The 25,895-nt window shown below is 72.5% G+C and carries 31 protein-coding genes; 21 read left to right on the forward strand and 10 right to left on the reverse strand.

Annotation, left to right across the window (positions count from 1 at the left end; genetic code table 11):
- Window positions 1–168: 168 nt before the first annotated feature.
- On the reverse strand, window positions 169–909 hold the full coding sequence (locus tag AB0D67_RS33760) for a DUF47 family protein (RefSeq protein WP_362945009.1): 741 nt from the start codon (window positions 907–909) through the stop codon (window positions 169–171).
- Between the two features lie 11 nt (window positions 910–920).
- Window positions 921–1,865 (reverse strand): inorganic phosphate transporter, encoded by a 945-nt coding sequence (locus AB0D67_RS33765; RefSeq protein WP_362945069.1) that lies wholly within the window; start codon window positions 1,863–1,865, stop codon window positions 921–923.
- Window positions 1,866–2,278: 413 nt separating this feature from the next.
- Between AB0D67_RS33765 and AB0D67_RS33770 the strand changes: the two genes are divergently transcribed.
- The 8 genes from AB0D67_RS33770 (at window position 2,279) to AB0D67_RS33805 (ending at window position 8,608) form a co-directional block, all read left to right on the forward strand.
- The gene (locus AB0D67_RS33770) at window positions 2,279–3,064 is read left to right on the forward strand and encodes a DeoR/GlpR family DNA-binding transcription regulator (protein WP_362945011.1); all 786 of its coding nucleotides are present in this window, start codon (window positions 2,279–2,281) and stop codon (window positions 3,062–3,064) included.
- 128 nt (window positions 3,065–3,192) lie between these two features.
- A complete protein-coding gene (locus tag AB0D67_RS33775) occupies window positions 3,193–3,372 on the forward strand; it encodes a hypothetical protein (protein ID WP_362945013.1) in 180 nt (59 codons plus the stop codon).
- Window positions 3,369–4,154, forward strand: coding sequence for an inositol monophosphatase family protein (locus AB0D67_RS33780; RefSeq protein ID WP_362945015.1), 786 nt, complete (start codon window positions 3,369–3,371; stop codon window positions 4,152–4,154). The genes AB0D67_RS33775 and AB0D67_RS33780 overlap by 4 nt, the downstream gene beginning before the upstream one ends.
- Before the next feature lie 258 nt (window positions 4,155–4,412).
- Window positions 4,413–5,111, forward strand: coding sequence for a glycerophosphodiester phosphodiesterase (locus AB0D67_RS33785; protein WP_362945017.1), 699 nt, complete (start codon window positions 4,413–4,415; stop codon window positions 5,109–5,111).
- Window positions 5,111–6,076, forward strand: a complete 966-nt coding sequence (locus tag AB0D67_RS33790; protein WP_362945019.1) for a sugar ABC transporter permease — start codon at window positions 5,111–5,113, stop codon at window positions 6,074–6,076. The genes AB0D67_RS33785 and AB0D67_RS33790 overlap by 1 nt, the downstream gene beginning before the upstream one ends.
- Window positions 6,073–6,891 carry a carbohydrate ABC transporter permease gene (locus AB0D67_RS33795; protein WP_362945021.1) on the forward strand — a complete coding sequence of 273 codons (819 nt, stop codon included), beginning with the start codon at window positions 6,073–6,075 and terminating at the stop codon, window positions 6,889–6,891. The genes AB0D67_RS33790 and AB0D67_RS33795 overlap by 4 nt, the downstream gene beginning before the upstream one ends.
- Before the next feature lie 76 nt (window positions 6,892–6,967).
- Entirely contained in the window at window positions 6,968–8,302 is a 1,335-nt protein-coding gene (locus tag AB0D67_RS33800) for an ABC transporter substrate-binding protein (RefSeq protein ID WP_362945023.1), read from the forward strand.
- 72 nt (window positions 8,303–8,374) lie between these two features.
- The gene (locus AB0D67_RS33805) at window positions 8,375–8,608 is read left to right on the forward strand and encodes a hypothetical protein (RefSeq protein WP_362945025.1); all 234 of its coding nucleotides are present in this window, start codon (window positions 8,375–8,377) and stop codon (window positions 8,606–8,608) included.
- 117 nt (window positions 8,609–8,725) lie between these two features.
- Here the strand turns inward: AB0D67_RS33805 and AB0D67_RS33810 are convergent, their stop codons facing one another.
- Window positions 8,726–9,457 (reverse strand): ABC transporter permease, encoded by a 732-nt coding sequence (locus tag AB0D67_RS33810; protein WP_362945027.1) that lies wholly within the window; start codon window positions 9,455–9,457, stop codon window positions 8,726–8,728.
- 8 nt (window positions 9,458–9,465) lie between these two features.
- The gene (locus tag AB0D67_RS33815; RefSeq protein ID WP_362945029.1) at window positions 9,466–10,299 is read right to left on the reverse strand and encodes an ATP-binding cassette domain-containing protein; all 834 of its coding nucleotides are present in this window, start codon (window positions 10,297–10,299) and stop codon (window positions 9,466–9,468) included.
- A 75-nt stretch (window positions 10,300–10,374) separates the two neighbouring features.
- Here AB0D67_RS33815 and AB0D67_RS33820 point away from each other — a divergent pair, with 75 nt between their 5' ends.
- Window positions 10,375–11,010, forward strand: coding sequence for a TetR/AcrR family transcriptional regulator (locus tag AB0D67_RS33820; protein ID WP_362945031.1), 636 nt, complete (start codon window positions 10,375–10,377; stop codon window positions 11,008–11,010).
- 203 nt (window positions 11,011–11,213) lie between these two features.
- Complete coding sequence (locus tag AB0D67_RS33825; protein ID WP_362945033.1) at window positions 11,214–12,179, forward strand: ion transporter; 966 nt, start codon at window positions 11,214–11,216, stop codon at window positions 12,177–12,179.
- A 4-nt stretch (window positions 12,180–12,183) separates the two neighbouring features.
- Here the strand turns inward: AB0D67_RS33825 and rpsD are convergent, their stop codons facing one another.
- Window positions 12,184–12,798, reverse strand: coding sequence for a 30S ribosomal protein S4 (gene rpsD / locus AB0D67_RS33830; RefSeq protein ID WP_362945035.1), 615 nt, complete (start codon window positions 12,796–12,798; stop codon window positions 12,184–12,186).
- 101 nt (window positions 12,799–12,899) lie between these two features.
- On the opposite strand from rpsD, the gene AB0D67_RS33835 reads away from it, so the two are divergent.
- Together AB0D67_RS33835 and AB0D67_RS33840 are read left to right on the forward strand one after the other, a co-directional pair.
- Window positions 12,900–13,664: a DUF2470 domain-containing protein gene (locus AB0D67_RS33835; RefSeq protein WP_362945037.1), complete on the forward strand. Its 765-nt coding sequence runs from the start codon at window positions 12,900–12,902 to the stop codon at window positions 13,662–13,664.
- A 153-nt stretch (window positions 13,665–13,817) separates the two neighbouring features.
- Window positions 13,818–14,477 (forward strand): hypothetical protein, encoded by a 660-nt coding sequence (locus AB0D67_RS33840; RefSeq protein WP_362945039.1) that lies wholly within the window; start codon window positions 13,818–13,820, stop codon window positions 14,475–14,477.
- A 229-nt stretch (window positions 14,478–14,706) separates the two neighbouring features.
- On the opposite strand, the gene AB0D67_RS33845 is transcribed toward AB0D67_RS33840, so the two are convergent.
- On the reverse strand, window positions 14,707–15,285 hold the full coding sequence (locus AB0D67_RS33845; protein ID WP_362945041.1) for an ATP-dependent Clp protease proteolytic subunit: 579 nt from the start codon (window positions 15,283–15,285) through the stop codon (window positions 14,707–14,709).
- Between the two features lie 223 nt (window positions 15,286–15,508).
- On the opposite strand from AB0D67_RS33845, the gene AB0D67_RS33850 reads away from it, so the two are divergent.
- The 3 genes from AB0D67_RS33850 (at window position 15,509) to AB0D67_RS33860 (ending at window position 18,347) form a co-directional block, all read left to right on the forward strand.
- Window positions 15,509–16,183, forward strand: coding sequence for a hypothetical protein (locus tag AB0D67_RS33850; protein WP_362945043.1), 675 nt, complete (start codon window positions 15,509–15,511; stop codon window positions 16,181–16,183).
- A gap of 365 nt (window positions 16,184–16,548) precedes the next feature.
- Window positions 16,549–17,130: a copper chaperone PCu(A)C gene (locus tag AB0D67_RS33855; protein ID WP_362945045.1), complete on the forward strand. Its 582-nt coding sequence runs from the start codon at window positions 16,549–16,551 to the stop codon at window positions 17,128–17,130.
- A complete protein-coding gene (locus AB0D67_RS33860; RefSeq protein ID WP_362945047.1) occupies window positions 17,130–18,347 on the forward strand; it encodes a Dyp-type peroxidase in 1,218 nt (405 codons plus the stop codon). The genes AB0D67_RS33855 and AB0D67_RS33860 overlap by 1 nt, the downstream gene beginning before the upstream one ends.
- Window positions 18,348–18,577: 230 nt before the next feature.
- On the opposite strand, the gene AB0D67_RS33865 is transcribed toward AB0D67_RS33860, so the two are convergent.
- Together AB0D67_RS33865 and AB0D67_RS33870 are read right to left on the reverse strand one after the other, a co-directional pair.
- Window positions 18,578–19,318: an SH3 domain-containing protein gene (locus AB0D67_RS33865; protein ID WP_362945049.1), complete on the reverse strand. Its 741-nt coding sequence runs from the start codon at window positions 19,316–19,318 to the stop codon at window positions 18,578–18,580.
- 217 nt (window positions 19,319–19,535) lie between these two features.
- On the reverse strand, window positions 19,536–19,979 hold the full coding sequence (locus tag AB0D67_RS33870; RefSeq protein ID WP_362945051.1) for a VOC family protein: 444 nt from the start codon (window positions 19,977–19,979) through the stop codon (window positions 19,536–19,538).
- 56 nt (window positions 19,980–20,035) lie between these two features.
- Here AB0D67_RS33870 and AB0D67_RS33875 point away from each other — a divergent pair, with 56 nt between their 5' ends.
- The 3 genes from AB0D67_RS33875 (at window position 20,036) to AB0D67_RS33885 (ending at window position 21,926) form a co-directional block, all read left to right on the forward strand.
- Complete coding sequence (locus tag AB0D67_RS33875; RefSeq protein WP_362945053.1) at window positions 20,036–20,467, forward strand: MarR family winged helix-turn-helix transcriptional regulator; 432 nt, start codon at window positions 20,036–20,038, stop codon at window positions 20,465–20,467.
- A 215-nt stretch (window positions 20,468–20,682) separates the two neighbouring features.
- Entirely contained in the window at window positions 20,683–21,177 is a 495-nt protein-coding gene (locus AB0D67_RS33880; RefSeq protein ID WP_362945055.1) for a MarR family winged helix-turn-helix transcriptional regulator, read from the forward strand.
- On the forward strand, window positions 21,162–21,926 hold the full coding sequence (locus tag AB0D67_RS33885) for a VOC family protein (RefSeq protein ID WP_362945057.1): 765 nt from the start codon (window positions 21,162–21,164) through the stop codon (window positions 21,924–21,926). Before AB0D67_RS33880 ends, AB0D67_RS33885 begins: the two co-directional genes overlap by 16 nt.
- Window positions 21,927–22,025: 99 nt before the next feature.
- On the opposite strand, the gene AB0D67_RS33890 is transcribed toward AB0D67_RS33885, so the two are convergent.
- Entirely contained in the window at window positions 22,026–22,994 is a 969-nt protein-coding gene (locus tag AB0D67_RS33890; protein WP_362945059.1) for a phosphotransferase, read from the reverse strand.
- Window positions 22,995–23,224: 230 nt separating this feature from the next.
- On the opposite strand from AB0D67_RS33890, the gene AB0D67_RS33895 reads away from it, so the two are divergent.
- Both AB0D67_RS33895 and AB0D67_RS33900 read left to right on the forward strand, forming a co-directional pair.
- Window positions 23,225–23,809, forward strand: a complete 585-nt coding sequence (locus AB0D67_RS33895; RefSeq protein WP_362945061.1) for an isochorismatase family protein — start codon at window positions 23,225–23,227, stop codon at window positions 23,807–23,809.
- 11 nt (window positions 23,810–23,820) lie between these two features.
- A complete protein-coding gene (locus AB0D67_RS33900) occupies window positions 23,821–24,714 on the forward strand; it encodes an AraC family transcriptional regulator (RefSeq protein WP_362945063.1) in 894 nt (297 codons plus the stop codon).
- Between the two features lie 17 nt (window positions 24,715–24,731).
- On the opposite strand, the gene AB0D67_RS33905 is transcribed toward AB0D67_RS33900, so the two are convergent.
- Window positions 24,732–25,517, reverse strand: a complete 786-nt coding sequence (locus tag AB0D67_RS33905) for a hypothetical protein (protein ID WP_362945065.1) — start codon at window positions 25,515–25,517, stop codon at window positions 24,732–24,734.
- 73 nt (window positions 25,518–25,590) lie between these two features.
- On the opposite strand from AB0D67_RS33905, the gene AB0D67_RS33910 reads away from it, so the two are divergent.
- Window positions 25,591–25,785: a CsbD family protein gene (locus AB0D67_RS33910; RefSeq protein WP_362945067.1), complete on the forward strand. Its 195-nt coding sequence runs from the start codon at window positions 25,591–25,593 to the stop codon at window positions 25,783–25,785.
- The last annotated feature ends 110 nt before the right edge of the window (window positions 25,786–25,895 follow it).

A 25,895-nucleotide genomic window follows, 5' to 3' on the forward strand; every position in this document is an offset into this window, starting at 1 on the left:
AGCGGGGGCTCGGCGGCAGTGCGGCCGGGGCGGAACGCGGCGCGGTGGCGGCGGTGGCGGTGGCCGCCGCGGCGGCGCCGGTTCCGAGGAGGGCGGCGCCCACCGCGGCGCCGGTGGTCAGGAAGGCACGTCGGGTCTGCATGGGGGGTGATTCCTTTCGTCACTTCGTCACTGGAATCGTTTGACGACTCCGTCGGCGAGGGCGTCGGCCGCGGCGGCGAGGTGCGCCCCCGCGGTGTCGAGCCGGTTGAGCAGGAGCAGGGAGATCAGGGCGGTCTGTACGGGCTGGGCGGTCTGTACGGTTTGAGCGGGCTGGAGGGACGGGGCGGTCTGGACGGGCTCGGCCTGGACGGGCTCGGTGCTCTGAGAGGACCGGGCGGACCGGGCGGGCCGGGCGGGCTCGGGCCGGACGAGCAGGGTCGCGACGGCCCGCTGGTAGGCGGGGCGGACGCCGACCTTCTTCGCGCGCAGCGCCGCGTCGGCCGCGGCGCGCGGCCGGTCGGCGAGGAGCTCCACCGCGGCGGTGAGCCGGTCGACGCCGTCGGCGAGGGCCGCCAGCACGGGCTCGTGCAGCGGGTCGGGCGGGGCCTCGTAGAGGTCGGCCTCCCGGACGAAGTCGCGCAGGGCGTCGAGGACGTCGTCGACGCTGCGGGACAGCCGGAACAGGTCCTCGCGGTCGACGGGGGAGGTGACGCTGCGGCGCAGCCGGGTGACGAGCCTGGCCCGCCCGGCGTCGCCCTCGTGCTCGACGAGGACCATGCGGCGGCGCGCCTCGCCCGGGCGCAGCTCGCCTCCAGCGGCGGCGCGGGCGAGCGCCACCCCGCGGGCGGCGGCCTGCAACTGGGCGACCACGAGGTCGGCGAGCGTCCGGTCGGTGCGACCGGACAGGTCGCGCAGGACGCGGCGCATCCGGCCGGGCCTCACCGCAGCGCCCCGAGTACGGCGCCGCCGAGGGCGGCGAGCCCGTAGGCGAGCGGGAGGGTGAACAGCCAGGCGCGGCCCAGTGCCAGGACGCCGCGCCATCGCACGCGCCGCGTGCCTCCGGCGAGGCCCGTGCCGATGAGGGCTCCGGCGAGGGACTGGGTCATGCTCACCGGCGCGCCGAGCGCCGCGGTGCCGAGTACGACGCCCGCGCCGGTGAGCTCCGTGGCGACGAGCGCGTCGGTGCGGGCGGGGGTGAGCGTGCCGCCGAGCCCGGACGCGAGCCGCGGGATCCCGGCGAGTCCGCCGGCGAGGAAGCACACCGCGAGCAGCGGCAGCACCGGCGCGAGACCGGCCGCGTCCGGGGACGCGCCGCCGTGGACGGCGAGGTAGACGGCGAGGATCTTCTGGCCGTCGTTGGCGCCGTAGGCGAGGCAGCCCGCGCCGAAGGCCGCGGTGTGCAGCCACCGCAGCCGGGTGCCCGCCACGCCGACGTGCGGCAGGGAGCGCACCAGGCGGCAGGCGGGACCGGCGATGAGCGCCCCGGCCAGCGGGGCGGCCGCCGCGGCCGCGAGCACGGAGGCGACGACGGTCCAGGAGACGTCACCGCCTCCTCCCGTGCCGGCACCGGCGATCCCGCCGACGAGGGCGAGGGTGAGGCTGGTCGGCAGGCCGCGCCAGCCGAGCCCGGCGGTGACGGCGACCGCGGTCACGAGCCCGACGAGCAGCCCGGTGCGCCCGTCCCCGCCGGGGTAGGTGACGAGCCCGCCGTCGAGGGTGGCGGCGACGGCCGTACCGACGATCAGGGGTGAGGCGGCGACGGCCGCCGCGAGCAGTGCCAGCGCGGCGAGCGGCGGCAGTCCGCGGACCCGCGAGCCCAGCCCGACCTGGGTTCCGGCGTCGTTGAAGCCGGTGAACACGGCGAAGATCGACGCCACCACCATCTCCACCGTAGGCGCCTTCTTCCCATTCAATGATGTTCTGTGGACCGGTAGTTAACATCACTTTGAGTGTTCTTATCAAGAGAAAAGTGATAATTGATGGAGACTTCCCTGGTCATCGCGGATGCGGTGAGTGTGGAGCGGTAGGAGGTGCTTGGCCGCTCCTCTCAAACGGTGTTAAATTCACACCGATCCATGACTCTTCTCCTCAAGCCGGGAGCCGGACTCTTCATGCGCACAGACCATCCAGCAGAGGTGGGGGCGGGTGCCGATGCCGGCACCCGGGCCGGGGACCGGCGGAGGCCGGTGGTCCCGGGGGCCTCATGGGCCCCGGGGGCGACGCCGCGGATCCCACACGGAGACGATTCGGCCGCGCCGCTGGCGTACGGCGTGCCGGCTTCCGAAGGATGACCTTCATGACGACACCCAAGTCCTCCGAGCGCAACCGGCCCGCCCAGCGGCAGGCCGAGATCGCCGAGCACGTGCTGCAGCACGGCTCGGTCTCGGCCAACGACCTTTCCGAGCTGTTCGGCGTCAGCCTCATGACCATCCACCGGGATCTCGACGAGCTCGAACGGCAGGGCGTCGTCCACAAGTTCCGCGGTGGGGTGAGCGCCCAGCCCTCCAGCGTCTTCGAGAGCAACGTGACCTACCGGCTGCGCACCGCCCGGGAGGAGAAGGCGGCCCTGGCCCGCCGCGCCCGCGAGCTCATCGAGCCGGGCATGGCCGTCATGCTCGACGACTCGACGACCACGCTGGAGCTCGCGCGCCTGCTGGAGGACGCCGCCCCGCTGACCGTCGTCACCAACTTCCTGGAGACCATCAAGCTGGTCACCGGCATGCGCGGCATCCGGCTGATCGCCCTCGGCGGCGAGTACTACCCGACGCACGACTCCTTCCTCGGCGTGCCGTGCATCGAGGCGATCGAGTCGCTGCACGTCGACATGTTCTTCGCGTCGGTCTCCGCGGTGTCGAACAACTACGTCTACCACCAGGAGCAGGAGATCGTCCTGGTGAAACGGGCGATGATCCGCGCGGCCAGGAAGTCGGTGCTCGCGGTCGACCACAGCAAGCTCGGCCGGGTCGCTCTGCACCGGCTCGTCTCGCTGTCCGACTTCGACCTGGTGCTCACCGACTCGCGGGCCCCCGAGGACGCGCTGCTGGAGATGCGGGAGAACGGCATCCGCTACGAAGTCGTCTGATCCGGCCGTCCGGCCCCGCTCCCACGAGGGTGCCGTCCCCACGAAGGCATGCCCTGACGAAGGCGCGCCCTCACGAAGGCGCCGGACGGCGGAAGACGCCGGAAAACCAATGGAAAGGGAATCCCCCCGTGAAGGTCCTCATCCCCGTCGGCCGCCTCGCCGCCGACGGTCCGCTCCCCGGAGCGGCGCACGCACGGCCGGGCACCGGTCTCCGTGCCGCCGCGAAGACCCCGGAAAGCGCCCCGGCCACGCTGACCGCCCTGGCCGCCCTGGCCGCTCCGGCCGCTCCGGCCGTGGAAACCCGGTGAGCGGCTTCGCGTCGCTGCTGCCCATCGCGGAGAAGGCCGTGGCGCTGGCCGCGGACATGATCCGCGGGCGCCGGCCGGGCGTGCTCACCGCCAAGGGCGACCGGGACATGGCCTCGGAGGTCGACTTCGCGGTGGAGCGCGCCGTCCGCGACCTGCTCCGCCAGGAGACCCCCGCGATCGGCTTCCTCGGCGAGGAGGAGGGCTCCACCGGCAGCGACGAGCTGACCTGGGTGCTCGATCCGATCGACGGGACGGTCAACTTCGTGCACGGGCTGCCGCTGGTCGCGGTGTCCCTCGGGCTGGTGTACCGGAGGCGGCCGGTGCTCGGCGTGGTCGACCTGCCGCTGCTGGGCGACCGCTACACCGCCGTCCAGGGTTCCGGCGCGTACGCCGGCGGCAGGCCCATGCGGGTGAGCCGGCCGTCGCGGCTCGCCGACGCGGTCGTGGCCGTGGGCGACTACGCGGTCGGCGAGGACGCGGCGGAACGCAACGTGGAGCGCCTCGCGGCCACCGCCGAGCTCGCGGCGCGCGCCCAGCGGGTGCGGATGCTGGGCACCGCCGCGGTGGACCTCGCCTGGGTGGCGCAGGGCCGGCTGGACGGCCTCGTCATGTTCTCCAACAACCCGTGGGACACGGCCGCCGGCGTCGTGCTCGTGCGTGAGGCGGGCGGCCGGGTCGTCGACCGCGGCGGCGCCGAGCACCTGCTCGACTCGGAGGTGACCGTGGCGGGCTCCGGCCCGGTCCTCGACGAACTCGCCGCGCTCACGCGACCTCGTCCCTAACACCGGACGACGGCCTTCTTAACGTTCGTCGTAACAAAATCATCTCGTCCAGGTCGGCGCACCCTTCTCCTCGGTGCGCCGACCTGGCCGTTTATGCGATTATTTACCGCTTTTGTCCGACTGCGACAGGGGCGAACACGAGGTCCGCGCCTCTTGCCCGCCATGTGACCATCGTGTTAACTACCTCCGTGAACAAAACGCTCTCGAATGTTAAGAGCGACATGTTCCCGTGACGACTCCCGCCCCCAAGGAGAACCCGTGTTCCTCACGATCGCGCATCGTGGCGACCCCCTCGTCCACCGCGAGAACACCATCCCGTCGTTGCGCTCGGCCGTCGACAAGGGTGCCAACACCCTGGAGTTCGACCTGCGCCTCACCAGGGACGGGCGCATCGTGCTCCTCCACGACGGAGGTCTCGGACGGATGTGGGGACGTGACGCCGACATCGCCGACCTCACCTTCGAGGAGGTGCGCGCGCTGGACGGCGAGTACGAGGTCCCGGCCTTCGAGGAGGTCCTCGACGCGTTCGGCGACACGACGTTCCTCGTCGACCTCAAGACCGACGACGTGATCGCCCCGGCGGTCGCCGCGCTGCGCCGCCACGGCGACGCCTTCGAGCGCTCCATCTTCGTGGCCGCCCGCCGCGGCGGCCGCGAGGCGCTGATCGGGCTGCGCGCCGAAGCGCCCGACGCCGTCATCGGCCTGGACTGGACCGAGGAGCGCCCCCCGCCCGCGGAGCTGCTCGACGCCATGCGCCCGCAGTACTTCGGGCCGCGCTGGAAGGTCGCCGACGCGGCCGGCGTGCCCGCCATGCGCGAGCGCGGCTACCGCGTCTGGGTCGGCCCCCTCGACGACGAGACCGAGGTCGTCGCCGCGCTGGAGTACGGCGTCGACGGGATCGTCGCCGACGACATCTCCTCGCTGCTGCGCCTGCGTGCGGACGCCGGGACCTCCTGATGCCGGCCGCGCTGACCAAGGCCGGGACCGAGGACCCCGCCCCGCCCGCGGCGGCGCGCGAGCCCGCCCCCGGAGCCGGGGGGAACCGCCGGCGGCTGCGCCGCGAGTACCTGCTGTTCCTCGCGCTCATCGCGCCGAACTTCCTGTTCATCGCGGTGTTCTCGTACTGGCCGGTGATCTACAACGCCTACCTGAGCCTCACCGACTGGAACATGATCGCGCCGATCAAGAACTTCGTCGGTTTCGACAACTACGTCGACATGTTCACCAGCCTCGGGTTCGGCGACGTGATGCTGACCACCGTGTACTTCACCGTCGGCGTCGTGGGCGGCAGCATGGCGCTCGGCCTGGCCATCGCGCTGCTGCTCAACCAGAAGCTCAGGGGCCGCGACTTCGTCCGGACCATGACGTTCGCCCCGCACGTGCTCTCGGGCGCGGCGGTGGGCCTGGCGTGGACGTTCATCTTCGATCCCAACTACGGCCTGTCGCGGGCGTTCTTCTCCGCCTTCGGCGCCTCGTCCCCCTCGTGGCTCACCGACTCGGACTGGGCGCTGCCGGCGGTCATGATCGTCTACCTGTGGAAGACCACCGGCTTCGCGGCGATCGTCTACCTCGCCGGACTGCAGAACCTCCCCAAGGAGGTCTACGAGTCGGCCTCCCTCGACGGCGCCGGCGCCTGGACGACCTTCCGGAGGTTCACCCTGCCGCTGCTGTCGCCGGTGACGTTCTTCCTCGTCGTCACCTCGACCATCAGCTCGTTCCAGGCGTTCGACGTCATCGCGCTGATGACCAACGGCGGCCCCGGCAGCGCCACCACCATCCTGTCGTGGTTCGTCTACGACTCGGGGTTCCGCAGCTTCCAGGCCGGACCCGCCGGGGCGAGCGCGATCATCATGTTCGTCATCCTCCTCGCGATCACGCTCGTGCAGACGCGTTACCTGGAGCGGAAGGTGCACTACAAGTGAGACTCGCCCGCACCGCCCAGTACGGCCTGCTCGTCGTCGTCGGCGTGATCATGGTCGGCCCGCTGTACTGGCTGCTGTCGTCCTCGCTGAAGGACCCGTCGCAGATCTACACCTGGCCGCCCGCGTGGCTGCCCACCGACCTGCGGTTCGCCAACTACGTCGACGCGTGGAACAGCGCCCCGTTCGCCGACTTCTATCTCAACTCCGTCATCACCACGGTCGCCGGCACCCTGCTGGAGGTCGCCAACGCCGTGCTCACCGCGTACGCGTTCACGTTCCTGCGGTTCCCCGGCAAGCGGGTGCTGTTCATCCTGCTGCTCGGCGCGATGATGGTGCCCGGCCACGTGACGCTGCTGCCGAACTATCTGACCGTCTCCGAACTCGGCTGGATCAACACCTACCAGGGGATCATCATCCCCGGCGTCGCCTCGGCGTTCGGCGCGTTCCTGCTCCGCCAGCACATGCTCACCCTGCCCGGCGAACTCGTCGAGGCCGCCCGGATGGACGGCGCCGGGCACCTGCGCACCCTGTGGAGCGTGGTGCTGCCCATGTCCCGGCCGATGCTCGTCACCGTCGGCATCGTGTCGCTGGTCAGCAAGTGGAACGACTTCATCTGGCCGCTCATCGTCACCAACACGGCGTCGATGCGCACCCTGCCCGTCGGCCTCCTCCTGCTCAAGAACCAGGAGGGCTACACGAACTGGGGCGCCGTCATGGCCGCCGCCACGTTCGTCGTCGTCCCCGTCCTCGTCATCTTCTTCCTCGCCCAGCGTCACATCGTCGCCGGCCTCACCCAGGGCGCGGTCAAGGGCTGACCCTCCGCCCACCGGTTCCCCGCCCGGCCCCGGCCTGAAGGCCGCACCCCCCGTTCCACCCTGAAAGGACCCCGCCATGACCCCCTCGCTCAACCGGCGGCATTTCCTCGGCGCCACCGGCGCCGGCCTCCTCGCCCTCGCCACCGGCTGCGGATCCGGCTCCGGCTCCGGCATGGCGCAGCCCGAGGGCAAGGTGCCCGCGCAGTACTCCAAGCGGCAGCGCGTCGTGATCTGGTACCCCTGGGCCGCCGTCCCCGGCGAGGCGTTCCAGCGGCTGGTGACCGCGTTCAACGGCGCGCAGAACGACATCTACGTCGAGGCCCAGTACCAGGGCAGCTACGACGAGACCGCCCAGAAGCTCGCCACCGCCATGCAGGCCCGCCAGCTCCCCGACCTGTGCGTGTTCAGCGACGTTACCTGGAACAAGTTCCATCTCAACGACACCCTCGAACCGCTCGGCTCCTACTTCTCCGCCGGGAGCCTCAAGCCTGCCGAGTACGTCGACCAGCTCATCGCCGAGGGCACCGCCAAGAACGAGACGTGGTGGGTTCCCTTCGCCCGGAGCACGCCGATCTTCTACTACAACAAGGACCTGTTCGAGGCCGCCGGGCTGCCCGACCGCGGCCCGAAGACCTGGAGCGAGCTGCGCGAGTGGTCGAAGGCCATCACCGCCCAGAAGGTCGGCGGCCAGAATCCCAAGCTCACCGCCTACGCCCAGGTCGACGGTGACTGGCAGTTCCAGGGCACCGTCTGGCAGTGGAGCGGCAACTACTCCAAGGGGCTCGACGTCACCATCGACACCGGCGGCGCGGTCGAGGCCGGCGAGTGGCAGCGCAAGCTCATCCACGACGACAAGCTGGCCTACATGGCGCAGAGCCCGAAGCTCGACTTCTCCAACGGGCTCATCGCGACGCTCGTCGAGTCCACCGGCGCGCTCACCGGCATCACCAAGGACTCCCCGTTCAAGGTCGGCACGGCGTACCTCCCCGAGGAGACCGCGTTCGGCTGCCCCACGGGCGGCGGCGGCCTGTCGATCATGGCCGGGGCCTCCAAGGAGCGCAAGCAGGCGGCGTTCGAGTTCCTGAAGTTCGTCGCCAGGGCGGAGAACGCGGCCCGGTGGACGGTCGAGACCGGCTACCTCCCCGCGACCAAGGCCGCGATGGAGACCCCCGAGATGCTCAAGCTGTTCGACGAGAACCCCAACTTCAAGAAGGCCGTCGACCAGCTGCCGAGGACCAAGGCGCAGGACCCGGTGCGGCTCCTGGTCCCCAACGCCAACCGGGCGATCTACGGCGGCCTCCAGAAGATCTACGCCGACAACCAGCCGGCGGAGGCGGTGTTCAAGGCGGTGGGCGCCGAGCTGCGCAAGGGCGTCGAGTCGATCCGCAAGACCGTGGAGAAGCACATGTAGCAGGCGCGGAGGACGGAAGTCCGCCCCCTCCCGCCTCTTGGCGTCGCGCCCGGGACGCGTAGCGTTGGCCTCATGCTGCTCGTCACCGTACGGCTCGCGCCCCAGGCGACGCTCGAACAGGCCATGCGCCGCCTGAAGCTGTCGGAGAAGGACGTCGACACCGGCTACGGCCTGGTGCTCATCGATCCCGGCAAGGACCTGTACGGCCTGCGCGTCAGCGAGGCCGCCGCCCGGCGGATCGACCCGTCCGCCGGCGGCGGCCCGTACGCCGACCCCCGCATCGAACCGTACGGCCCGCCGGACTGATCCCGGCCGGGCACGCGCCTCACGCGTCCGCCCGGCCGGGATCGGGTGTGGCTCGTGTGTCCGCCCGGCCGGACCGGACGCGCCTCAGGCCTCCGCCCGGCCGGAATCAGGTGGGCCTCAGGCGTTCGCGCGGTTGAAGACGCGGGTCCCGACCGCCACGCACACCGCCGACAGGGCGAGCGCCACCGTCACCCCGACCCCGACGGTCATCGTGGCGTAGTGCCCGGCGAACAGGTCGCGGACGGCCTCGACGACGTGCCGGAACGGGGTGGCCCGCGACACGGCGTCCAGCCAGGCGGGCGCCATCGACATCGGCAGGAACGCCCCCGACAGCAGGATCAGCGGGACGACCACGGTGCTGACCACGGGTGCGAACAGGTCGGGGTTCATGGTGAGCGCGACCGCGTTGGACAGCGCGGCCAGGCTGACCCCGAGCAGCGCCATGATCGCCAGTCCGGCCAGCACGCCGGGCAGCGGGGCCCGCAGGCCGAAGGCGTAGCCCAGCGCGACCAGCACGACCGACTGGATCAGCAGGACCAGCGAGCTGCCCAGCACCCGGCCCAGCAGCAGGGCGACCCGGTGGGCGGGGGTGACGCGGAGCCGCTCCAGCACGCCGGCGCGCAGGTCGAAGACGATGCCGAACCCGGCCATGCCCGCGCTGAGCAGGCTCACCTGGACCAGCAGACCGGGGACCAGGGTCTCCCAGGTGCCGATCGTGGCGAACAGCGGGCCGAACAGCACCAGGTACAGCAGCGGCTGCATGACCCCGAACAGGATGCCGATCCTCTGCCGCAGCAGGATGCGCACGTTGTGCCGGAAGATCAGCCAGGTCTCGCGGATGACGTCCATCGGGCCTCTCACCTCTCCCCGTCCGTCGTACGACGGGCACCGGCCGCCGCCTCCGCCATGTCCACCCGGCCCGCCGGGCCGTCCGGGGCCCCGGCTTCCGGGGAGCCCGGAACGTCGTCCCGCAGCGAGCGGCCGGTGATGGACAGGAAGACGTCGTCGAGGGTGCCGGAACCGCCCTTGAGCTCGGCCGGAGTGCCCTCGGCGACGATCACGCCGTGGTCGATGATGAACAGCCGGTCGGCCAGCGTGTCGGCCTCCTCCAGGTAGTGGGTGGTCAGGAAGACCGTCAGGCCCTCCTCCTCGCGCAGGCGCCGGACGTGGTCCCAGAGGTGGGCGCGGCTCTGCGGGTCGAGGCCGGTGGTGGGCTCGTCCAGGAAGAGCAGCGCCGGGGCGTGGACCAGGCCGAACACCAGGTCGAACCGGCGGCGCTGGCCTCCGGAGAGCGCCGCCCCGGGCCTGGTCTCCAGGCCGGTCAGCTCGAACCGGTCGAGCAGCTCCCGGATCCGCCCGCGCGCCTCGGCGGGGCGCATGCCGTACAGCGCGGCGTGCAGTCCGAGCTCCTCCCCCACCGGGACGGCCGGGGAGACCCCGCCGCCCTGGGACACGTAGCCGATGCGCCGCCGTACCGACCGCGGGTCGGCGAGCAGGTCGTGCCCGGCGACGACGGCGGTGCCGCCGGAGGGGCGCAGCAGGGTGGTCAGCATGCGCATGGTGGTGGTCTTGCCCGCGCCGTTGGGGCCGAGGAAGCCCACGATCTCCCCGGCCTCCACGGCCAGGTCAACTCCCCGGACGGCTTCGACGCCGCCCGGGAAGGTCTTGCGCAGGCCCGATGTCCTGATCACTCGATCGCCTCCATCTTGAAGTCGCACCAAAAATAGAGTGACTTAAAAATTTCTGCAACCTCTAAAATGACCGGCATGAGCGAGGGACTGCGCGCGCGCAAGAAGCGGGAGACCCGCCTGCGCATCTCCGACATCGCGACGGGACTGTTCATGGCCCGGGGGTTCGACGGCGTGACGGTGGCCGACGTCGCCCGCGCCGCCGACGTCTCGGTCAACACGGTCTTCAACTACTTCGCCACCAAGGAGGACCTGCTCCTCGACCGGGCGCCCGAGGTCGAGGACCTGCTCGCCCGGGTGGTGCGGGAGCGCGAGCCCGGGGAGACCCCGGTGGCCGCCGTGCGCCGCGACTTCCTGGAGGCGCTGGAGACCGGCCACTACCGCTACGGGTTCCACGAGGCCGGCGACGACTTCATCCGGATGATCGAGACCACCCCCAGCCTGGTCGCCCGGGTGCGGGAGATGGGCGAGACCCGGGAGCGCAGGCTCGCCGAGGCGATCGCCGAGGAGGCCGGCGCCGACCCCGACGACCTGACCCCCGCCCTGGTGGCCGCGCAGATCAACGCGGCGCTGCGCACCGTGGTGGGCTACGCCGTACGGCGCCTGGTCGCCGGGGAACGGGTCGACGACATCCTCCCGGACCTGCGCGAGCGGGCCGGGCGGGCGTTCGACCTGCTGGAGACGGGGATCGGCGGGCGCTACACCCGGCGCTGACCCGGCCGCCGACGGCTTTCCGGCCGCGACCGCCCGGCGACGGTCCCCGGTCGGCGCGTGGGCGGGCGACGCGCGGACGGACGGCACGTGAAGGGGGGCACGCGGACGGGGGCACCGCCGGGCGGTGACCACGCCTGGGAGCTGATCATCCGGCGATATGATCATCCGGCATCTCGTCCCCTCACGACCCCACGGAGCCGTCAGTGCCGGTGCGCGAACGCGTCCGCACCTTCCTGGAGACCTCCCGCCTCCAGCGGATCATCATCGCGGTCATCGTGGTCAACGCGGCCACCCTGGGGCTGGAGACCTCGGCCGCCGTCACCGAGCGGTACGGCACGGCGCTGACGGTGGTGGACCACGCCGCGCTGTACGTCTTCGTGGCAGAGCTGGCGGCCAAGGTCTACGCCCACCGCCTGCGTTTCTTCCGTGACCCGTGGAACCTGTTCGACACCGTGATCGTGGCGCTGTCCCTGCTGCCCGTGGCCAACGGGCTGTCGGTGCTGCGGGCGTTGCGCATCCTGCGGGCGCTGCGGCTGATCTCGGTGGTGCCGAGCCTGCGCAGGGTGGTGACGGCCCTGCTGACCGCGGTGCCCGGCATGACGTCGATCGTGCTGCTGCTCGGCCTGGTGCTCTACGTCGCGGCGGTGATGGGCACGAAGCTCTACCACGCCACCTCGCCCGGGTACTTCGGCGACCTTCCCACCTCGCTGTTCACGCTGTTCCAGATGATGACCGGGGACGGCTGGTCCGACATCACCCGCGAGGTGATGTCGGAGCATCCATCGGCGTGGCTCTTCTTCGTGCTGTTCATGCTGGTCTGCACGTTCGTGGTGCTGAACCTCTTCATCGCGGTGGTCGTCAACGCGATGGAGGAGGACGCCTCGGGGGAGGCGGCACGGGCGACCCGCGGCCTGGAGACCGTCGTGCTGGCGGAGCTGTCGGCGCTGCGGGCGGAGGTGCGCGAACTCCGCGAGCGGACCCCGGCGGGCGCGGGGGCGGGGGCGGGACCGGAGGGGCGTTCCGCCGCGGGAGCGGTGACCGCGGAGGCCGTCGGCGCGGAACCGGCCGCCGCCGGGCCCGGCTCCGCGGGGACGGCCCCGCGGAGCCCGTCGCCGAGGAGCCGCTCGTCCCGGGGCCGGTCGTCCCGGGGAGCGCGGGGCCGGAGATAGCCGGTCAGCGGGAGTAGTACTCCACCACGAGCTGCTCGTCCACCGGGACGGCGATCTGCTCGCGCCGTGGCCGGTCGAGCAGGGTGAACGTCAGGTCCGCGTGGTCGGCCGACAGGTAGGGGGCGATCCGCTCGTCGGCGTAGGTCCCCTCGGCCGCGGCGACGAACGGCTGCATCGCGCGCGACCTGGGCCGCACCGCGATGACCTGGCCGGGCTTGACCAGGTAGCTGGGGATGTCCACCTTGCGGCCGTCCACGGTGATGTGCCCGTGCGTGACGTACTGGCGGGCGGCGTAGATCGAGGGCGCGAGACCGGCGCGCAGGACCAGCGAGGCCAGGCGGCTCTCCAGGATGGTCACCAGCTCGGCGCCGGAACGACCGCCGCCGCGGTGCGCCAGGTCCCAGTAGCGGCGCATCTGCCGTTCGGAGACGTCGTAGTACCAGCGCAGCTTCTGCTTCTCCATCAGCTGCAGGCTGTAGTTGCTCACCTGGTGCCGCCGGGTCTTGCGGCCGTGCTCGCCCGGCGGGTAGGGGCGCTCCTCGAAGTAGCGGACCGCCTTGCGGGTCAGGGGGACGCCCGCCCGGCGGGACAGGCGCACCTTGGGCCCGGTGTAACGCATGACAACTCCCTCTCATTGCGGTAAGACTTGGTTAGGCAAACCTTAGTTAGGCAAGCCTAAGCTATCTGACATCGTCAGCCGACCTCAAGGAGGGCCGGGTCATGCAGCACCCCGTCACCGCCCCGCCGATCCCGGAGCGGATCCGCACCCTGGCCGCCGCGGCGGTCCCGACCCACGTCTCCTTCGCCGGAACGGCCCGGCCCGCCGTACCCGCCCGGGGAGGTGTGGACGGCGCGGGCCGCCCGGTGCTGCTGGTCCGGGCCGGCGACCCCCTGTACGGCGCGCGCGACGAGCCCGCGGTCACCGTCGACCTGGCAGCGAGCCGCTCCCTGGGCGGGCTGGAGGCGACGCGGGGCCTGCTCAAGGTGCAGGGCTGGGTGCAGGCCGTACCCGCCGCCGAGGCGCGGGAGGCCGCGGTGGCGATCGCCGGGCACTGTCCGGACGAGGCGCTGTTCGACGCCCTGGAGGAACTCGCCGCCTCCGGCGGCGGAGGACGACCGGAGGGCGCCGGCTCGCCGCTTCTGCTCCGCGTGGACGTCGGGCAGGTGATCTACCTGACCGGCGGCGAGTCAGGGGTGGTCGACGCCGAGGACTATCTGCGCGCCGCACCCGACCCTCTGGCCGAACAGGCCGAGCGCATGCTCGCCCACGTCAACGACACCCATCGTCAACAGCTCACGGACGCCCTGTGTTCCCTGCTCGGCGCCCCGGTGCGCGAGGTGTGGCTGTGGGAGCTCGACCGGTACGGGGCGACCGTCCGCCACGGCGCCGACCGGCCCGCGCTGGTCCGCCTCCCCTGGCCCGCCCCCGCCGCCTGCGCCCGCTCCCTGGAACAGGCCGTGCACGATCTCCTCTGCCACCGCTGACCTCCGCCGCGACGTCATCGGGTGTTCCGCCCCCCCGGTGGGTGGAACACCCGATCCGCCCACTTCCGAAAGACCCGGCCGATATGATCGCGTCCGCCATGGCGCGGTGCGGTGCGACACCGTCGTGCCACCCCCCACGATGTAAGGACCCGCATGGACGTGAACCCCCCGGCGCGCCTCGCGATCCGAACCGCCGCCGGCCTCGCGGTTCTCGCCATTCTCACCCTGGGTGGATGCGGCGGATCGGAGCCGTCCGCGGCCTCGGATCCCGGGACCGCCCGGACCTCGGACGCAGGCGGCCTCGAGGACCTGCCCGAGGTGCTGAAGTCCCCGAGCCCCGAGGAGACCGCCCAGGCCGAGCCCGTCTTCGCGGTGCCGGAGTCCTGCGCGAAGCTCGGCTTCTCGAAGATCGCCGTCCGCCACCTCAAGGGCGTGCGGGCCGCGAACCACAAGGACTACGACGGCACCACCAGCGGCAGGCTGAGCTGCGCCTACACGGTCATGGACCCCACCGGCACGACGATGACGCTCACCACCCTGGTGTCGGAGTCGGACGACGTCGCGTCGTTCGGCGCCCAGCCCCGGACGCCGGCGGCCGGTAAGTACTACGACACCCCGACGGCGAAGGCGTTCGGCGGGGTCGCCGACTTCAAGGACGGCGGCACACCGGAGCTGTCCTACCGCCTTCCCGGCGTCCTGGTCACCGTCACCGGCAGCGGCGACGCCAAGCCGTTCACCCAGAAGGACCTGGAGCGGCTCGCCGACGACGTCGTCATGACCGCCTCCGGGGGCCACAAGCCCACGGGTTCCTGAGAGCCCTCTCCGGCCGGGCGGAGGGGGAACGCACCCGCCGTCCGGCCGCGGCACCCGGAAACGCCGGGTCCCGCGGCCCCTGGAAACCGGTGTGCCCCTCGGGGCACCCGTGCGTCCCCCGGGAAACCGGTACGGCCTCCGGGGAACCCGCGCGACACCCGGGGAGAACGGCGCCTCTCAGCCCCCACCCGGGAATCGGGCGGAGGGGATCATTCCGGAGAACGGGCGGTCAACCGCCGGCCACCACCTCGCTGGTGTTCCGGATCACATGGTCGACGAACCCGTACTCCTTCGCCTCGGCGGCGGTGAACCAGCGGTCGCGGTCGGAGTCGGCCTCGATCCGTTCCAGGGGCTGGCCGGTGTGGTGGGCGATCCGCTCGCGCAGCATCTGCTTGGTGTAGAGCATCTGCTCGGCCTGGATGGCGATGTCGGCGGCGGTGCCGCCGAGGCCGCCCGACGGCTGGTGCATCATGACGCGGGCGTGCGGCAGCGCGTACCGCTTGCCGGACGTGCCGGCGCACAGCAGGAACTGCCCCATCGACGCCGCCAGGCCCATGCCGACGGTGGCGACGTCGTTGGGGACGTACTGCATGATGTCGTAGATCGCCATCCCCGCCGAGACGGAACCGCCCGGCGAGTTGATGTAGAGCCAGATGTCACGCTCACCGTCGTTGGCGGACAGCAGCAGCAGCTCGCCGCAGATACGGTTGGCCACCTCGTCGTTCACCTCGGTGCCGAGCACGACGATCCGCTGGCGCAGCAGCCGCTGGTACAGCGGGTCCTCGAACACGGGCTGTGGGCTGGTCAACTCTTCTCACCTGCCTCGCATATCGGAAATCCATCGACGTACGTCTGATGAATCGCTGCCGACGATAACGCCGTCCGGCGCGGAATCCGTTCCCGTTCGCTGTGGGCGCTTTCCGCTCACAGCGCAGCGTCGCCGGAAACACGCGACGGCACCGGACACGACACGGGGAAAGCGAGTCCCCGGCCGGAAGGGCGACGCCTTCCTGTGTGATGATGGCCGCATCATGCCCGCCAGCGAGCCCGCGACCGCGCTCTTCCGCCTCACCCGCTCCGCGGCCTTCGCCGCCGTGGCGCTGGGGCTGGGCGCGGGCGCGCACGCGTTCGCCGGAAGCACGGTCACCGCCTGGGGCGCGGCCGGCGGGCTTGCACTGGCGTTCGCGGCGGCGCTGCCGGCGACCGGCTGCGAGCGCGGCCTGGGAACGATCCTGCCGCTGCTGACCGGCGTGCAGGCCGCGCTCCACCTGCTGTTCGCGGCGACGGCCTCCGCCGCCTGCCACGTCGCGCCGCCGGGGCCGTTCACGGATACGACCGGACCGGGCCCGTACGCCGGACCGGCCGCGCCGCCCGGATCGCTTCCGGATCCGGTCGCCGCAGTGGGCCAGGCAGCGGGCATGGCCGGGCACTCGGGGCTGCTCCCCGGCCTGGCGATGCTGGTCACGCACGGCTGGGCCATCGGGCTGACCGCGCTGTGGCTGACCCGCGGCGAGGCGCTGCTCTGGGCGGTGCTCCGGCGGCTCGGCGCCCGGTTCGCACCGGTCCTCACCGCCGAGCCCTCCCCGGTTCCGTGGAAGCCTCCGGGGACGCCCCGCCGCGACGACTCCGCCGTCCCGCGCCGCTCCCCGCTGCGGCACGCGGTCAGCAGGCGCGGTCCTCCGGCGCCCGCGGCGTTCTCTCTCTGACATCTCCGGGACATCTCCGGCGGTCACGCGTTCCGGTGACCCGCCACCGGCCTTCCGCGGACGCCCGCGGACGGCTCCGGGCACGGCCCGCGTGGCTTCTCCGTACGACCCGCGTGGCTTGTACGGTCCGCGCGGCCTGTAGGGCCCGTGCGGCTTCCGTACGGCCCGCCTGGCCTGTACGCCGGCGCGGCTTCCGTACGGCCGCCGCGCGACCCGGCCCACCGGCCCGTCCGCGTACGGCCCCGACGTCCCGCCGTGATCGTTCCGTTTCGTCTTCCGGGCACCCCGGGTGCCTTCCAGCGCTTCCCGCGGCGTGCAGAGCACCGCTCCGCCGCGGCGCCGTACCCTCTTCGAAAGGCATTCCCATGATCATCCGTCGTGTCGTCCCAGCCGGGCTCCTGGCCGTCCTCACCGCCGCCGCGGTGAGTGCCTGCGGCGCGCAGCCGGACGCGCCGACCTCGGGCCGGGCGGCCACGCAAGCCGCCCCGGCCACCGCCCCGGCCACCGCGCCGTCCGGGCCGGGCACCCCCGGCGCGTCCTCTCCCCTGACGGTCACCGACCCCTGGGTGAAGACCGCGAAGAAGGGCATGACCGCCGCCTTCGGCACCCTGGTCAACCACACCGCCGCCGACGTGACCGTCGTCTCCGCGTCCTCCCCGCTGTCATCGATGATCGAGCTGCACGAGGTGGCCGACGTCGGCGGCAAGCCGGTCATGCGGCCGAAGGAGGGCGGGTTCACCGTCCCCGCCAACGGCACGCACCAGCTCCAGCCCGGCGGCGACCACATCATGCTGATGGGCGTCACCGAGGAGGTGAAGCCCGGCGCGCGGATCCCCTTCACCCTGACCCTCAAAGACGGCGGGACCGTGGAGTTCACCGCGATCGGCAAGGACTTCGCCGGGGGCAACGAGAACTACGACCCCGGCACGGACAAGGGGCACAACTGATGGAACAACCCCGGCTGACCCGGCGCGGGCTGCTCGCCGGGGGCGCCGCCACGGCGGCCGGCGCCCTCGCGGCGTGCGCTTCCGCGCAGACCGGCGCCAAGGCGGCCCCGGCGGGACCGTCCGGCGGGACCGCGTCGCCCGCCGGATGGGCGGCCGAGCCCTTCCACGGGCCGCACCAGGCCGGCATCGCCACGACGCCGCAGGCCCACGCCGCCTTCGTCGGCCTGGACCTGCTGCCGGACGCCGACCGTGAAGCCGTCGTACGGCTGATGCAGCTGCTCACCGACGACGCGCGCCGCCTGAGCGAGGGCCGGGCGGCCCTGGCCGACACCGATCCGGAGCTGGCCACGCTGCCCTCCCGGCTGACCGTCACCTTCGGCTTCGGGCCCGACCTGTTCCGGGCCGCGGAGGTGGCGGACCGCTGCCCCGCCTCGGTGGCGCCCCTGCCGAGGTTCGGGATCGACAGGCTGGACAAGCGGTGGACGGGCACGGACCTGCTGCTGCAGATCTGCGCCGACGACGCCGTCACCCTCGCCCACGCCCTGCGCATGCTGGTCAAGGACGCCCGGTCCTTCGCCCGGGTGCGCTGGGTCCAGCGAGGGTTCCGGCGCGGCCCGCAGACCCAGGCGCCGGGCATGACCCAGCGCAACCTCATGGGTCAACTCGACGGCACCGTCAACCCCCGCCCCGGCACGCCCGACTTCGACCGGGCCGTGTGGGTGCACGGCGGCCCGGCGTGGCTGCGGGGCGGCACCACGCTGGTGCTGCGGCGCATCCGGATGGATCTGGAGACATGGGACGCCGCCGACCGGACCGCCAAGGAGTTCTCGGTGGGCCGCCGGCTGGACACCGGCGCCCCGCTGACCGGCCGGAACGAGCGTGACGCGCCGGACTTCGACATGGTCACGGCGGCGGGGTTCCCGGTCATCGCCGAGCAGGCGCACATCCGGCGGGCACACGTCGCCGACCCGGGCATGCGGATCTTCCGCCGGGTCTACAACTACGACGAGGGCGTCACCTACGAGGGGCGCCCTGACACGGGGTTGCTGTTCGCCTCCTACCAGGCCGACATCGCCCGGCAGTTCCTCCCCGTCCAGAGAAGGCTGGCCGAGGCGGACCTGCTGAACCAGTGGACGACGCCGATCGGCTCGGCGGTGTACGCCGTTCCGCCGGGCTGCGGACCGGACGGGTGGATCGGCGAGACCCTGCTGGCCTGACCGACCTGAGCGGTCTGACCGGCCTGACCGACCTGAGCGGTCTGACCGCCCTGAACGGCGTGAACGCCGGAGCGGTTTGAACACCGGACCGGTTTGAACGCCTGGCGGGTTCGAACGCCTGGTCGGCGGCCGTCGACGGCCTCCCGGCCCTCGCGGCGGCCGTCGCCCGCCGTTCCGGTTCCGGTTGGATGAGTCCCGCAGGAACCGGAACGGCGGCCCGGGGATCGCCTTCAGGTGACCTTGTGGAGGTATCTCGCCGAGGCCCAGCCCAGCTTGCCGTTCGAGGCGCGGACGGCCACCCACCCCTTGACGGTCGAGCATCCCCCGGCGAACCGGACGTCGGCCGGGGTCAGCCTGCCGACCCGGCGGGCGTCCGCCGCCGGCCGGGAGCGGACGTTGAGGTAACCGCCCGGCTGGAGCTTGACGACGCGGTAGTTGCATGTGAGGCCGGGCGGGGTCTTGTCATCGGAGGGGCTCTGCCCCTCGTCGACCTTCCGGAGGTATCTCGCCGAGGCCCAGCCCAGCCTGCCGTTGGACGCCTTGACCTCCACCCAGCCCCCGGCGGCCGAGCACGACCCCGCGAACGCCCCGTCGGCCACCGTCAGCCGGCCGATCCGCCTGCCCGCCAGCGACGGCCGTGACCGGACGTTGAGATAGCTGTCCGCCCGCACACCCGTGACCCGGTGGGTGCACGCGAGGACGGTGTGGCCGCTTCCGTCGGTGGAGTGGCCGTGTCCGCCATAGGGGTCGGGGGTGGCGGCGGGGACGGGGGTCGCCGAGGGGTGTCCGGGGGTCGCCGTGGCCGACGGCCCGGAGGTCGTGAGGGGGGTGGCGGAGGTCACGGGGCTGGGACTCGGGCTGGGGGCAGGGGTCGCCGAGGAGGCGAGGGCGGCGGCCGGTGGGGCGAGCATCGTGGACAGGCCCACGGCGGCGCCCACGGTGAACGAGACCGCGACCCGTTTTCCGAGCATGACATCTCCCTTCGATTCGCATCGCACCTGCGGCTCCCGGACCACCGAAGGTCATGACATGGCATGCCACCTGCGATGCTAACGCAAAGTAGATATCCAATTACCCTGTGTGCAAACCCGCAAGCGGTTCACCGGAAGTCATCCGACGCGACCCCGGCCTCCGGCTGCCCCGCCGTCCGCCCGGCGACGGAGAGCCGAAGGCCGTCAGCCAGGGCGGTCAGTAGGACTGGAGCTCGATGAGGTTGCCCTCGGGGTCGCCGACATGGGCCGTGCGCAGGCCGGGCCCCCAGTCGGGGCGCTCCGCCGGAGGGGCGACCAGCCGCGCGCCGTACCGCACATAGAGGTCGGCGGCGGCGGCGACGTCCTCCACCTGGCTGACGAGCACGACCCGGCCCTCGCCGTACGGCGGGAACCCGGAGTCCCGGCCGCCCACGGGAGGCGCGTCGTCCAGGGAGGGTCCGCCGGCGCCCACGACCCCTGCCATCGCGGTCCGGTCGAGGAGGGCGAGCACCCCCTGGCCCTCGACGTCCCAGCTCGCGTACGGCCCGGCCGCAGACCCCCGCGCCAGGACGGCGCCGCACAGCGCCGGGAGGACGGCGTCGTAGAGCCGGAAGCACTCGGCGAAGCGGCCGACGAGCAGGCGGGGGTGGAAGGCGTCCATCACACGTCCAATCCGTAGGTTCACACCAATGATTGGTGGAAACCTACAATATTTTCATGACGGACATCCCGCCCACCCTGACCGCACTCACCGCCTACCTGCTGTCGAGGGCCGGCAAGACCGCCAGGGGACGGGTCGCGGCGCGGCTCGGCGAGCGCGACCTGCGGTTCTGGCACATGTCGACGCTGGCGGCCCTGGCCGACTTCGGCCCCCACTCGCAGCGGGAGCTGGGCGCCCGTCTCGGCATCGACCCCAGCGACGTCGTCAAGACGCTGGACGACCTCACCGTCGCCGGATGGGCCGAGCGGACCAGGGACCCGGACGACCGCAGGAGGGTGCGGGTCGTCATCACACCCGAGGGCCGGACCGCGCTGGCCGGGATGGTGCGGGACACCGAGACCCTCCAGGATGAGCTGCTGGCCCCGCTGACCGCCCGGGAACGCGCCCGGCTGCACGACCTGCTGCTGAAGGTCTTCGACCGGCCCTGACCCCGGGACGCGGGCCGGGCCGCCGGCACGGGGCCCGGGGGGCGGCGAGCCGGGCTCCGGGCGGGCAGAGGCGCGGCCGGGCAGAGGTGCGATCCAGACCGAAAGGGCGGTCCAGACCGAGAGAGCGATTCAGGCGGGGGCCCGATTCAGACCGGGGGCGTACCCCGTCGGCGAGCAGATTGACAGGTACCTGTCATTCAGGCCAGGATCGTCGCGTGGAGAGTCTCACCACGTCCGGGCTGACGTTCTCCGAACTCGTCATCGAGGTGTTCCGGACCAACGGCCTGCTGCTCGCCGCCGGGGACGGACTGGCCCGGCCGGCCGGGCTGACCGGCGCCAGATGGCAGGTGCTCGGGGTGGTCGAGCACGGGCCGAGCACCATCGCCCAGGTCGCCCGGGCGATGGGCCTGACCAGGCAGAGCGTCCGGCAGAGCGCCGAATCGCTCGCGGCGGACGGGTTCATCGCCTACGAGGACGACCCCGCCGACCGGCGGGCCAGACTGATGAGACTGACCCCCAAGGGACGCGAGGCGCTCGCCCAGGTCGAGCGGCGCCAGGCCGAGTGGGCCAACCGTCTCGCGGAGCGCATGCCTCCCGGCGAGATGGAGGCGACCATCGAGGCACTGCGCCGGATCCGTGTCCTGCTCGGCACGCAGGCGCCGCCCGGCACCCCGAACCAGAAGAGGAAGATCTCATGGCCGGCGAAGTGACCGTTCCGCTCCTCCCCTGCCGGTCGATCGACGAGATCGCCGATTTCTACCGGGTCCTGGGGTTCGAGCAGACCTACCGCCAGACCCGCCCCAACCCGTACACGGTGCTCCAGCGGGAGGACATCGCCCTGCACTTCTTCGCGATGGACGGGTTCGACCCCGCCGCCTCCTACGGCTCCTGCCTGGTCTTGGTCCCGGACACCGGCGCGCTGTTCGAGTCCTTCGCCACCGGCATGCGGAGCGCGTACGGCAAACTGCTGGTGTCCGGCACCCCCCGGATGACGCGCCCCCGCAAGCGGAAGAACACCGGCGACCTGGCCGGATTCAGCGTCGTGGACCCGGGAGGCAACTGGATCCGGATCTTCCCGCTTCCCGGCTCGGCCTCCCGCGACGCCGATCAAGGCGAGCAGGCCGGCCCAGGGGCCGAGCGGAGCGGGATCGCCAAGGCGATGGAGAACGCGATCGTGCTGGGCGAGTCCAAGGGCGACCACCGGCAGGCCGCACGCATCCTTGACACCGCACTGGCCCGCGAGCAGGACTCCGCGCCCGCGACGGAACTCGTCGAAGCGCTGGTGTACCGGGCGGAACTGGCGATGCGGCTGGGCGACGGCGAGCGCGCCGACGAGGTGCTGGCGCGGGTCCGCGACACGCCGCTCGGCGACGCCGACCGCGAGACACTCGCCGAGACGCTGGCGGGCGCGCGGGACCTGGAGCAGGTCCGCCGCGCCGACCGGCCCCCGGCCTCCTGACGACCGCACTCCACCGGGTCCGCCCGTTCCGCACGCCGCCCGCCCGTTCCGCATGGCGTCGGCCCGTTCGGCACGCCGTCCGGCCGTGGCGCCGTTCCCCTACGGTCCCGCCGGGTACGGTCCCGCCGGGTGCGCGGCCCGCCGGTCCGCCGGAGCGGCGAGCCGGGCGCGGAGCGTGTGCAGCGCATCGTCCACCAGCTCGGGCGTGCGCTGCTCCAGGCCGAACAGCACGTCCAGCGCCGGGTCCGCCAGCGCCCAGAAGTCCAGCTTGCGGGCCAGCCGTACGGTGAACGGCAGGCCCCGGTGCGCCTGCACCCGCCGTACGAAATCCGGGCCCGCCTCCGCCCAGAGATAGGACAGGTCGTAGTCGGGATCACCGACCTCGGCGTCGCCGAAGTCGATGAGCCCGGTGATCTCGCCGCCGGTGACGAGCAGGTGGTCCAGGCTCACGTCGCCGTGCGTGAACGAGGGCCGGTAGGCGAAGTTGGCGTCGTCGCCGAGGTAGCCCTCCCAGGCGGCCAGCAGCGTCCGGCCCTCCCCCGGCGTGAGCCTGGGCAGCACCTCCGCCCGGACGGCGGCCAGATCGTCGGCGAAGTCCTCCCGCAGGTCCCAGGACGGGGCCCCCAGCCTCTCCGCCGTCTCCGCGGGGAAGGCGTGCAGGGCGTCGAGGATCCCGGCCACCTGCCGGGCCGGACCCGGCAGACCGGGCAGCCCCCGGGCGTGCCAGTCCTCCGGGGTCAGCACCTCGCCGGGGACGAGCGGGTAGCCGCAGAACGAACCCGGCCCGATGGGATTGGGCGCGGTGAACAGGAACCGGGGGATCTCCACGCCGAGGTCCGTCCGGAGAGCGAGTTCGGGCAGCAGCCGGGCTTCCCTGGCGACGCTCCCGGCCCCGTCGGAGTTCTTCGGCAGCCGCAGCACGACCGCGTCGTGCAGCAGCAGCGTCACGTTGTCCAGGCCGGCCCCCAGCGGCCGCAGCGGGGCGTCCCGCAGCTCGGGCAGCGCCCCGGCGAGCGCCTCCCGGACCTTCGGCTCCCAGTCGTCCGGCAGTGAGACATCCCTGATCACGGACACACCGTACCGACCGGGACCGGTGGTTTCTCCGCCCGGCCCGGACGCCGGAGGTCCCGGGGGCCGTCGAGGACGGCGTCATGGCGGCCCCCGAGCCAGGCGATGTGTCCCGGCACGGGCCGGCTATGTCCTCACCCGGCGGGCGTCTCATCTCGCTGACCGGATCGTTCCGCAGGCTGACCGGTTCACGCCTTCAGCTCCCGTCCCTCCCCCGCCACCCTTGAGGGGTGAACAGCGCACTCGTCGTCATCGACGTCCAGGAGTCCTTCCGGAAACTGCCGGACTGGGAGTTCGTCTCGCAACCGGACATCGTCAGCCAGGTCGACCGCCTGGTCGCCGCGGCCCGCGCCCAGGACGACCTCGTGATCTGGGTGCTCCACTCCCGGCCGGGGGCCGGCACCGTGTTCGATCCGGCGCGGGGGCACGTCCGCCTGATGGACGGGCTCGAACCGCTCGGGGACGAGCCGCTCATCACCAAGTCCGCGCACAACGCCTTCACCACCACGAATCTGCACCAGACCCTCACCGCCCGCGGCGTCCGGCGGCTGACCGTGTGCGGCATCCGTACCGAGCAGTGCTGCGAGACCACCGCCCGGATCGCCTGCGACCTCGGCTTCGACGTCGTCTTCGTCACCGACGCCACCGCGACCACCCCCATCCCGCACCGCGACGCGCCGCAGGACCTGCCGTTTTCGCAGCTGGTGAGCGACCCGCGGACGCTGGGCGTCGTCGATGTCGTCGCGCGCACCGAGTACGCGCTCGCGGGCCGGTTCGCCGCCATCCGCACCGTCGGCGAACTGGCCGGGGCATAGGCTCGGTGACCGTGCCCCGGGTCGTCTTCCTGCTCATCCCACGAGTGCACCTGCTCGACGTGGCCGGGCCGGCCCAGGTCTTCTCCACCGCCGCCGACCTCGGCCACGACTACGACCTGTCGTACGTCTCCGAGGACAGCCCCGTCGCCACCGTGCAGGGACTGTCCCTGTACGCCGAACACTCATGGCCCGATCTGGAGCCGTACGACCTCGTCATCGTGCCGGGCTGGCGCGGCCCGACCCGCAAGCCCGGGGCCGGCACCCTGCACCGGCTCCGCGAGCACCACGCGGCAGGCGGCACCGTGGCGGGCGTCTGCGCGGGCGCCGACGCGCTCGGCCGGGCCGGTCTGCTCGACGGCCGCCGCTGCACCACCCACCACGCCTCCCAGGACGAGCTCGCCCGCCTCTACCCGAGGGCCGAGGTCGTGCGCGACGTGCTCTACGTCGAGGACGAGCGGGTGGTGACCTCGGCGGGCGTGGCCAGCGGCATCGACGTGGCGCTCCACCTGCTGAGCACCCGGCACGGGCCGTACGCCGCCGCCCGGGTGGCCCGCGCCATGGTGGTGCACGGCCGCCGTCAGGGGACGTCGCCGCAGATCAGCGCGATGCTCCGGCACCGCGGTCACGACGACGAGACCGTGCACCGCGTCCAGAACCTGATCGACGCGCGTTTCACCCGGCGGCTCCCGCTCTCGGCGCTGGCCGACGCGGCCGGGTGCAGCGAACGGACCGTCACCCGCCTCTTCCGGCGCGCGACCGGCCTCACGCCCCTGGCCTACCAGACCGCGCTGCGTCTAGAACGGGCCGAACACCTCCTGGGCCAGGGCGCGACGGCCGAGACGGCCGCCCGCGAGGCGGGCTTCGGCGACGCCCGGATGCTGCGCCGTCTGCGTGCCCGCAGGTAAGCCGATGAGAGTGCCGCTCAGATCGCGTCCGCCCAGGAGAACCTCTCCACGGCGGCAGTGACGCGGGGCAGGACGTCGGGCCAGGGGCGGGCCGGGACCACGGGGACGCCCGTCTCGGCGGCCAGGGCCGCGAGGCGGGCGCCGTAGCGGGCGCTGGCTCGGGCTCGGGCGAGCTGGTCGCCGTTGCCGGGTTCGCGGCTCAGGTAGTTCGCCGCGATCCGCGCCTCGTCGGGCTCGTGCAGGACCACCGCCGCCACCCGCCCGTCCGCCGGGATCCCGGCGAAGGACTCCCGTACGGCGAGGTCCGGCAGCAGGTAGTCGCCTTCGATCACCACGGGGGTGCCGGTCTCCAGGTGGTTGGCCACCACCGCCTCGACGGCCGGGGCGAGCGCCTCGGCGATGGCGACCTGGAGGTCGGCGATGTCGTCGGCGGGCAGGCGGCCGTCCTCGGGGTGGGTGCGCCAGTGGTGCAGGAGCGGCTGCTGTTCGGGCGTGGTCATGGCGAGGAGCGCCTCGACGAGGTCGTCGACCTCCACGATCGGGACGCCGTGGAGCCGCGCCAGGGGGTAGCTGACCCGGGTCTTGCCGGTTCCGGAAGCGCCGCAGATCAGCAGCACGTCCCAGGGACGCCGCGCGTCCGGCGGGAGCCGGTCGTCCGAGGGCTCGTTCGACGGGTGCTCGCCACCCGGCGTTCCGACCGGCGGGCGCACGTCGTTCACCGGACCGCCCGGGAAACCCCTGTCCGCGGCCCCGTACGGCGGGCGGGTGGCCTCGGCCGAGGCCGCCGGTGCGCTGTCGTGCATGTTTACCCCCTTGATCTGCGGACACTAAGTATCTCTGAGCAGAGAGAACTTCGCGCAAGGGGAGGAATCACCCATGGGTGCTGACGAGAAGATCTCCAACAAGTCCCAGGAGCTCGGGGGCAAGGTCAAGGAGGGTGTCGGCCGCGCCACGGACGACGAGCGCCTTGAGGCCGAGGGCCGGGCCGACCAGGGGGAGAGCAAGTTCAAGCAGGCCGGGGAGAAGCTGAAGGACAGCGCCAAGGACGTCAAGGACGCCTTCAAGCGCTGATCTGCCGGCCCGGCGGGCCGGAGTCTCCTGTTCCAGGAGGTTCCGGCCGTGGGAGTTCGTGAGAGAAGGGGTGCCGGGTTGCGGGGCCCCGGGTCTAGAGCGGTTGAGCG

The organism is Streptosporangium sp. NPDC048047 (genome assembly GCF_040653115.1).
In the GTDB taxonomy this organism is placed as follows: domain Bacteria; phylum Actinomycetota; class Actinomycetes; order Streptosporangiales; family Streptosporangiaceae; genus Streptosporangium.

Bases quoted from the DNA above. Each gene is read 5' to 3' on its own strand.
- AB0D67_RS33875 (WP_362945053.1), top strand. From the start codon at position 20,036: ATGACGGACATCCCGCCCACCCTGACCGCACTCACCGCCTACCTGCTG.
- AB0D67_RS33835 (WP_362945037.1), top strand. From the start codon at position 12,900: ATGCAGCACCCCGTCACCGCCCCGCCGATCCCGGAGCGGATCCGCACC.
- AB0D67_RS33805 (WP_362945025.1), top strand. From the start codon at position 8,375: ATGCTGCTCGTCACCGTACGGCTCGCGCCCCAGGCGACGCTCGAACAG.
- AB0D67_RS33800 (WP_362945023.1), top strand. From the start codon at position 6,968: ATGACCCCCTCGCTCAACCGGCGGCATTTCCTCGGCGCCACCGGCGCC.
- AB0D67_RS33850 (WP_362945043.1), top strand. From the start codon at position 15,509: ATGCCCGCCAGCGAGCCCGCGACCGCGCTCTTCCGCCTCACCCGCTCC.
- rpsD (WP_362945035.1), bottom strand. From the start codon at position 12,798: ATGCGTTACACCGGGCCCAAGGTGCGCCTGTCCCGCCGGGCGGGCGTC.
- AB0D67_RS33870 (WP_362945051.1), bottom strand. From the start codon at position 19,979: ATGGACGCCTTCCACCCCCGCCTGCTCGTCGGCCGCTTCGCCGAGTGC.
- AB0D67_RS33840 (WP_362945039.1), top strand. From the start codon at position 13,818: ATGGACGTGAACCCCCCGGCGCGCCTCGCGATCCGAACCGCCGCCGGC.
- AB0D67_RS33820 (WP_362945031.1), top strand. From the start codon at position 10,375: ATGAGCGAGGGACTGCGCGCGCGCAAGAAGCGGGAGACCCGCCTGCGC.
- AB0D67_RS33770 (WP_362945011.1), top strand. From the start codon at position 2,279: ATGACGACACCCAAGTCCTCCGAGCGCAACCGGCCCGCCCAGCGGCAG.
- AB0D67_RS33790 (WP_362945019.1), top strand. From the start codon at position 5,111: ATGCCGGCCGCGCTGACCAAGGCCGGGACCGAGGACCCCGCCCCGCCC.
- AB0D67_RS33760 (WP_362945009.1), bottom strand. From the start codon at position 909: ATGCGCCGCGTCCTGCGCGACCTGTCCGGTCGCACCGACCGGACGCTC.
- AB0D67_RS33910 (WP_362945067.1), top strand. From the start codon at position 25,591: ATGGGTGCTGACGAGAAGATCTCCAACAAGTCCCAGGAGCTCGGGGGC.
- AB0D67_RS33810 (WP_362945027.1), bottom strand. From the start codon at position 9,457: ATGGACGTCATCCGCGAGACCTGGCTGATCTTCCGGCACAACGTGCGC.
- AB0D67_RS33865 (WP_362945049.1), bottom strand. From the start codon at position 19,318: ATGCTCGGAAAACGGGTCGCGGTCTCGTTCACCGTGGGCGCCGCCGTG.
- AB0D67_RS33855 (WP_362945045.1), top strand. From the start codon at position 16,549: ATGATCATCCGTCGTGTCGTCCCAGCCGGGCTCCTGGCCGTCCTCACC.
- AB0D67_RS33905 (WP_362945065.1), bottom strand. From the start codon at position 25,517: ATGCACGACAGCGCACCGGCGGCCTCGGCCGAGGCCACCCGCCCGCCG.
- AB0D67_RS33860 (WP_362945047.1), top strand. From the start codon at position 17,130: ATGGAACAACCCCGGCTGACCCGGCGCGGGCTGCTCGCCGGGGGCGCC.
- AB0D67_RS33765 (WP_362945069.1), bottom strand. From the start codon at position 1,865: ATGGTGGTGGCGTCGATCTTCGCCGTGTTCACCGGCTTCAACGACGCC.
- AB0D67_RS33885 (WP_362945057.1), top strand. From the start codon at position 21,162: ATGGCCGGCGAAGTGACCGTTCCGCTCCTCCCCTGCCGGTCGATCGAC.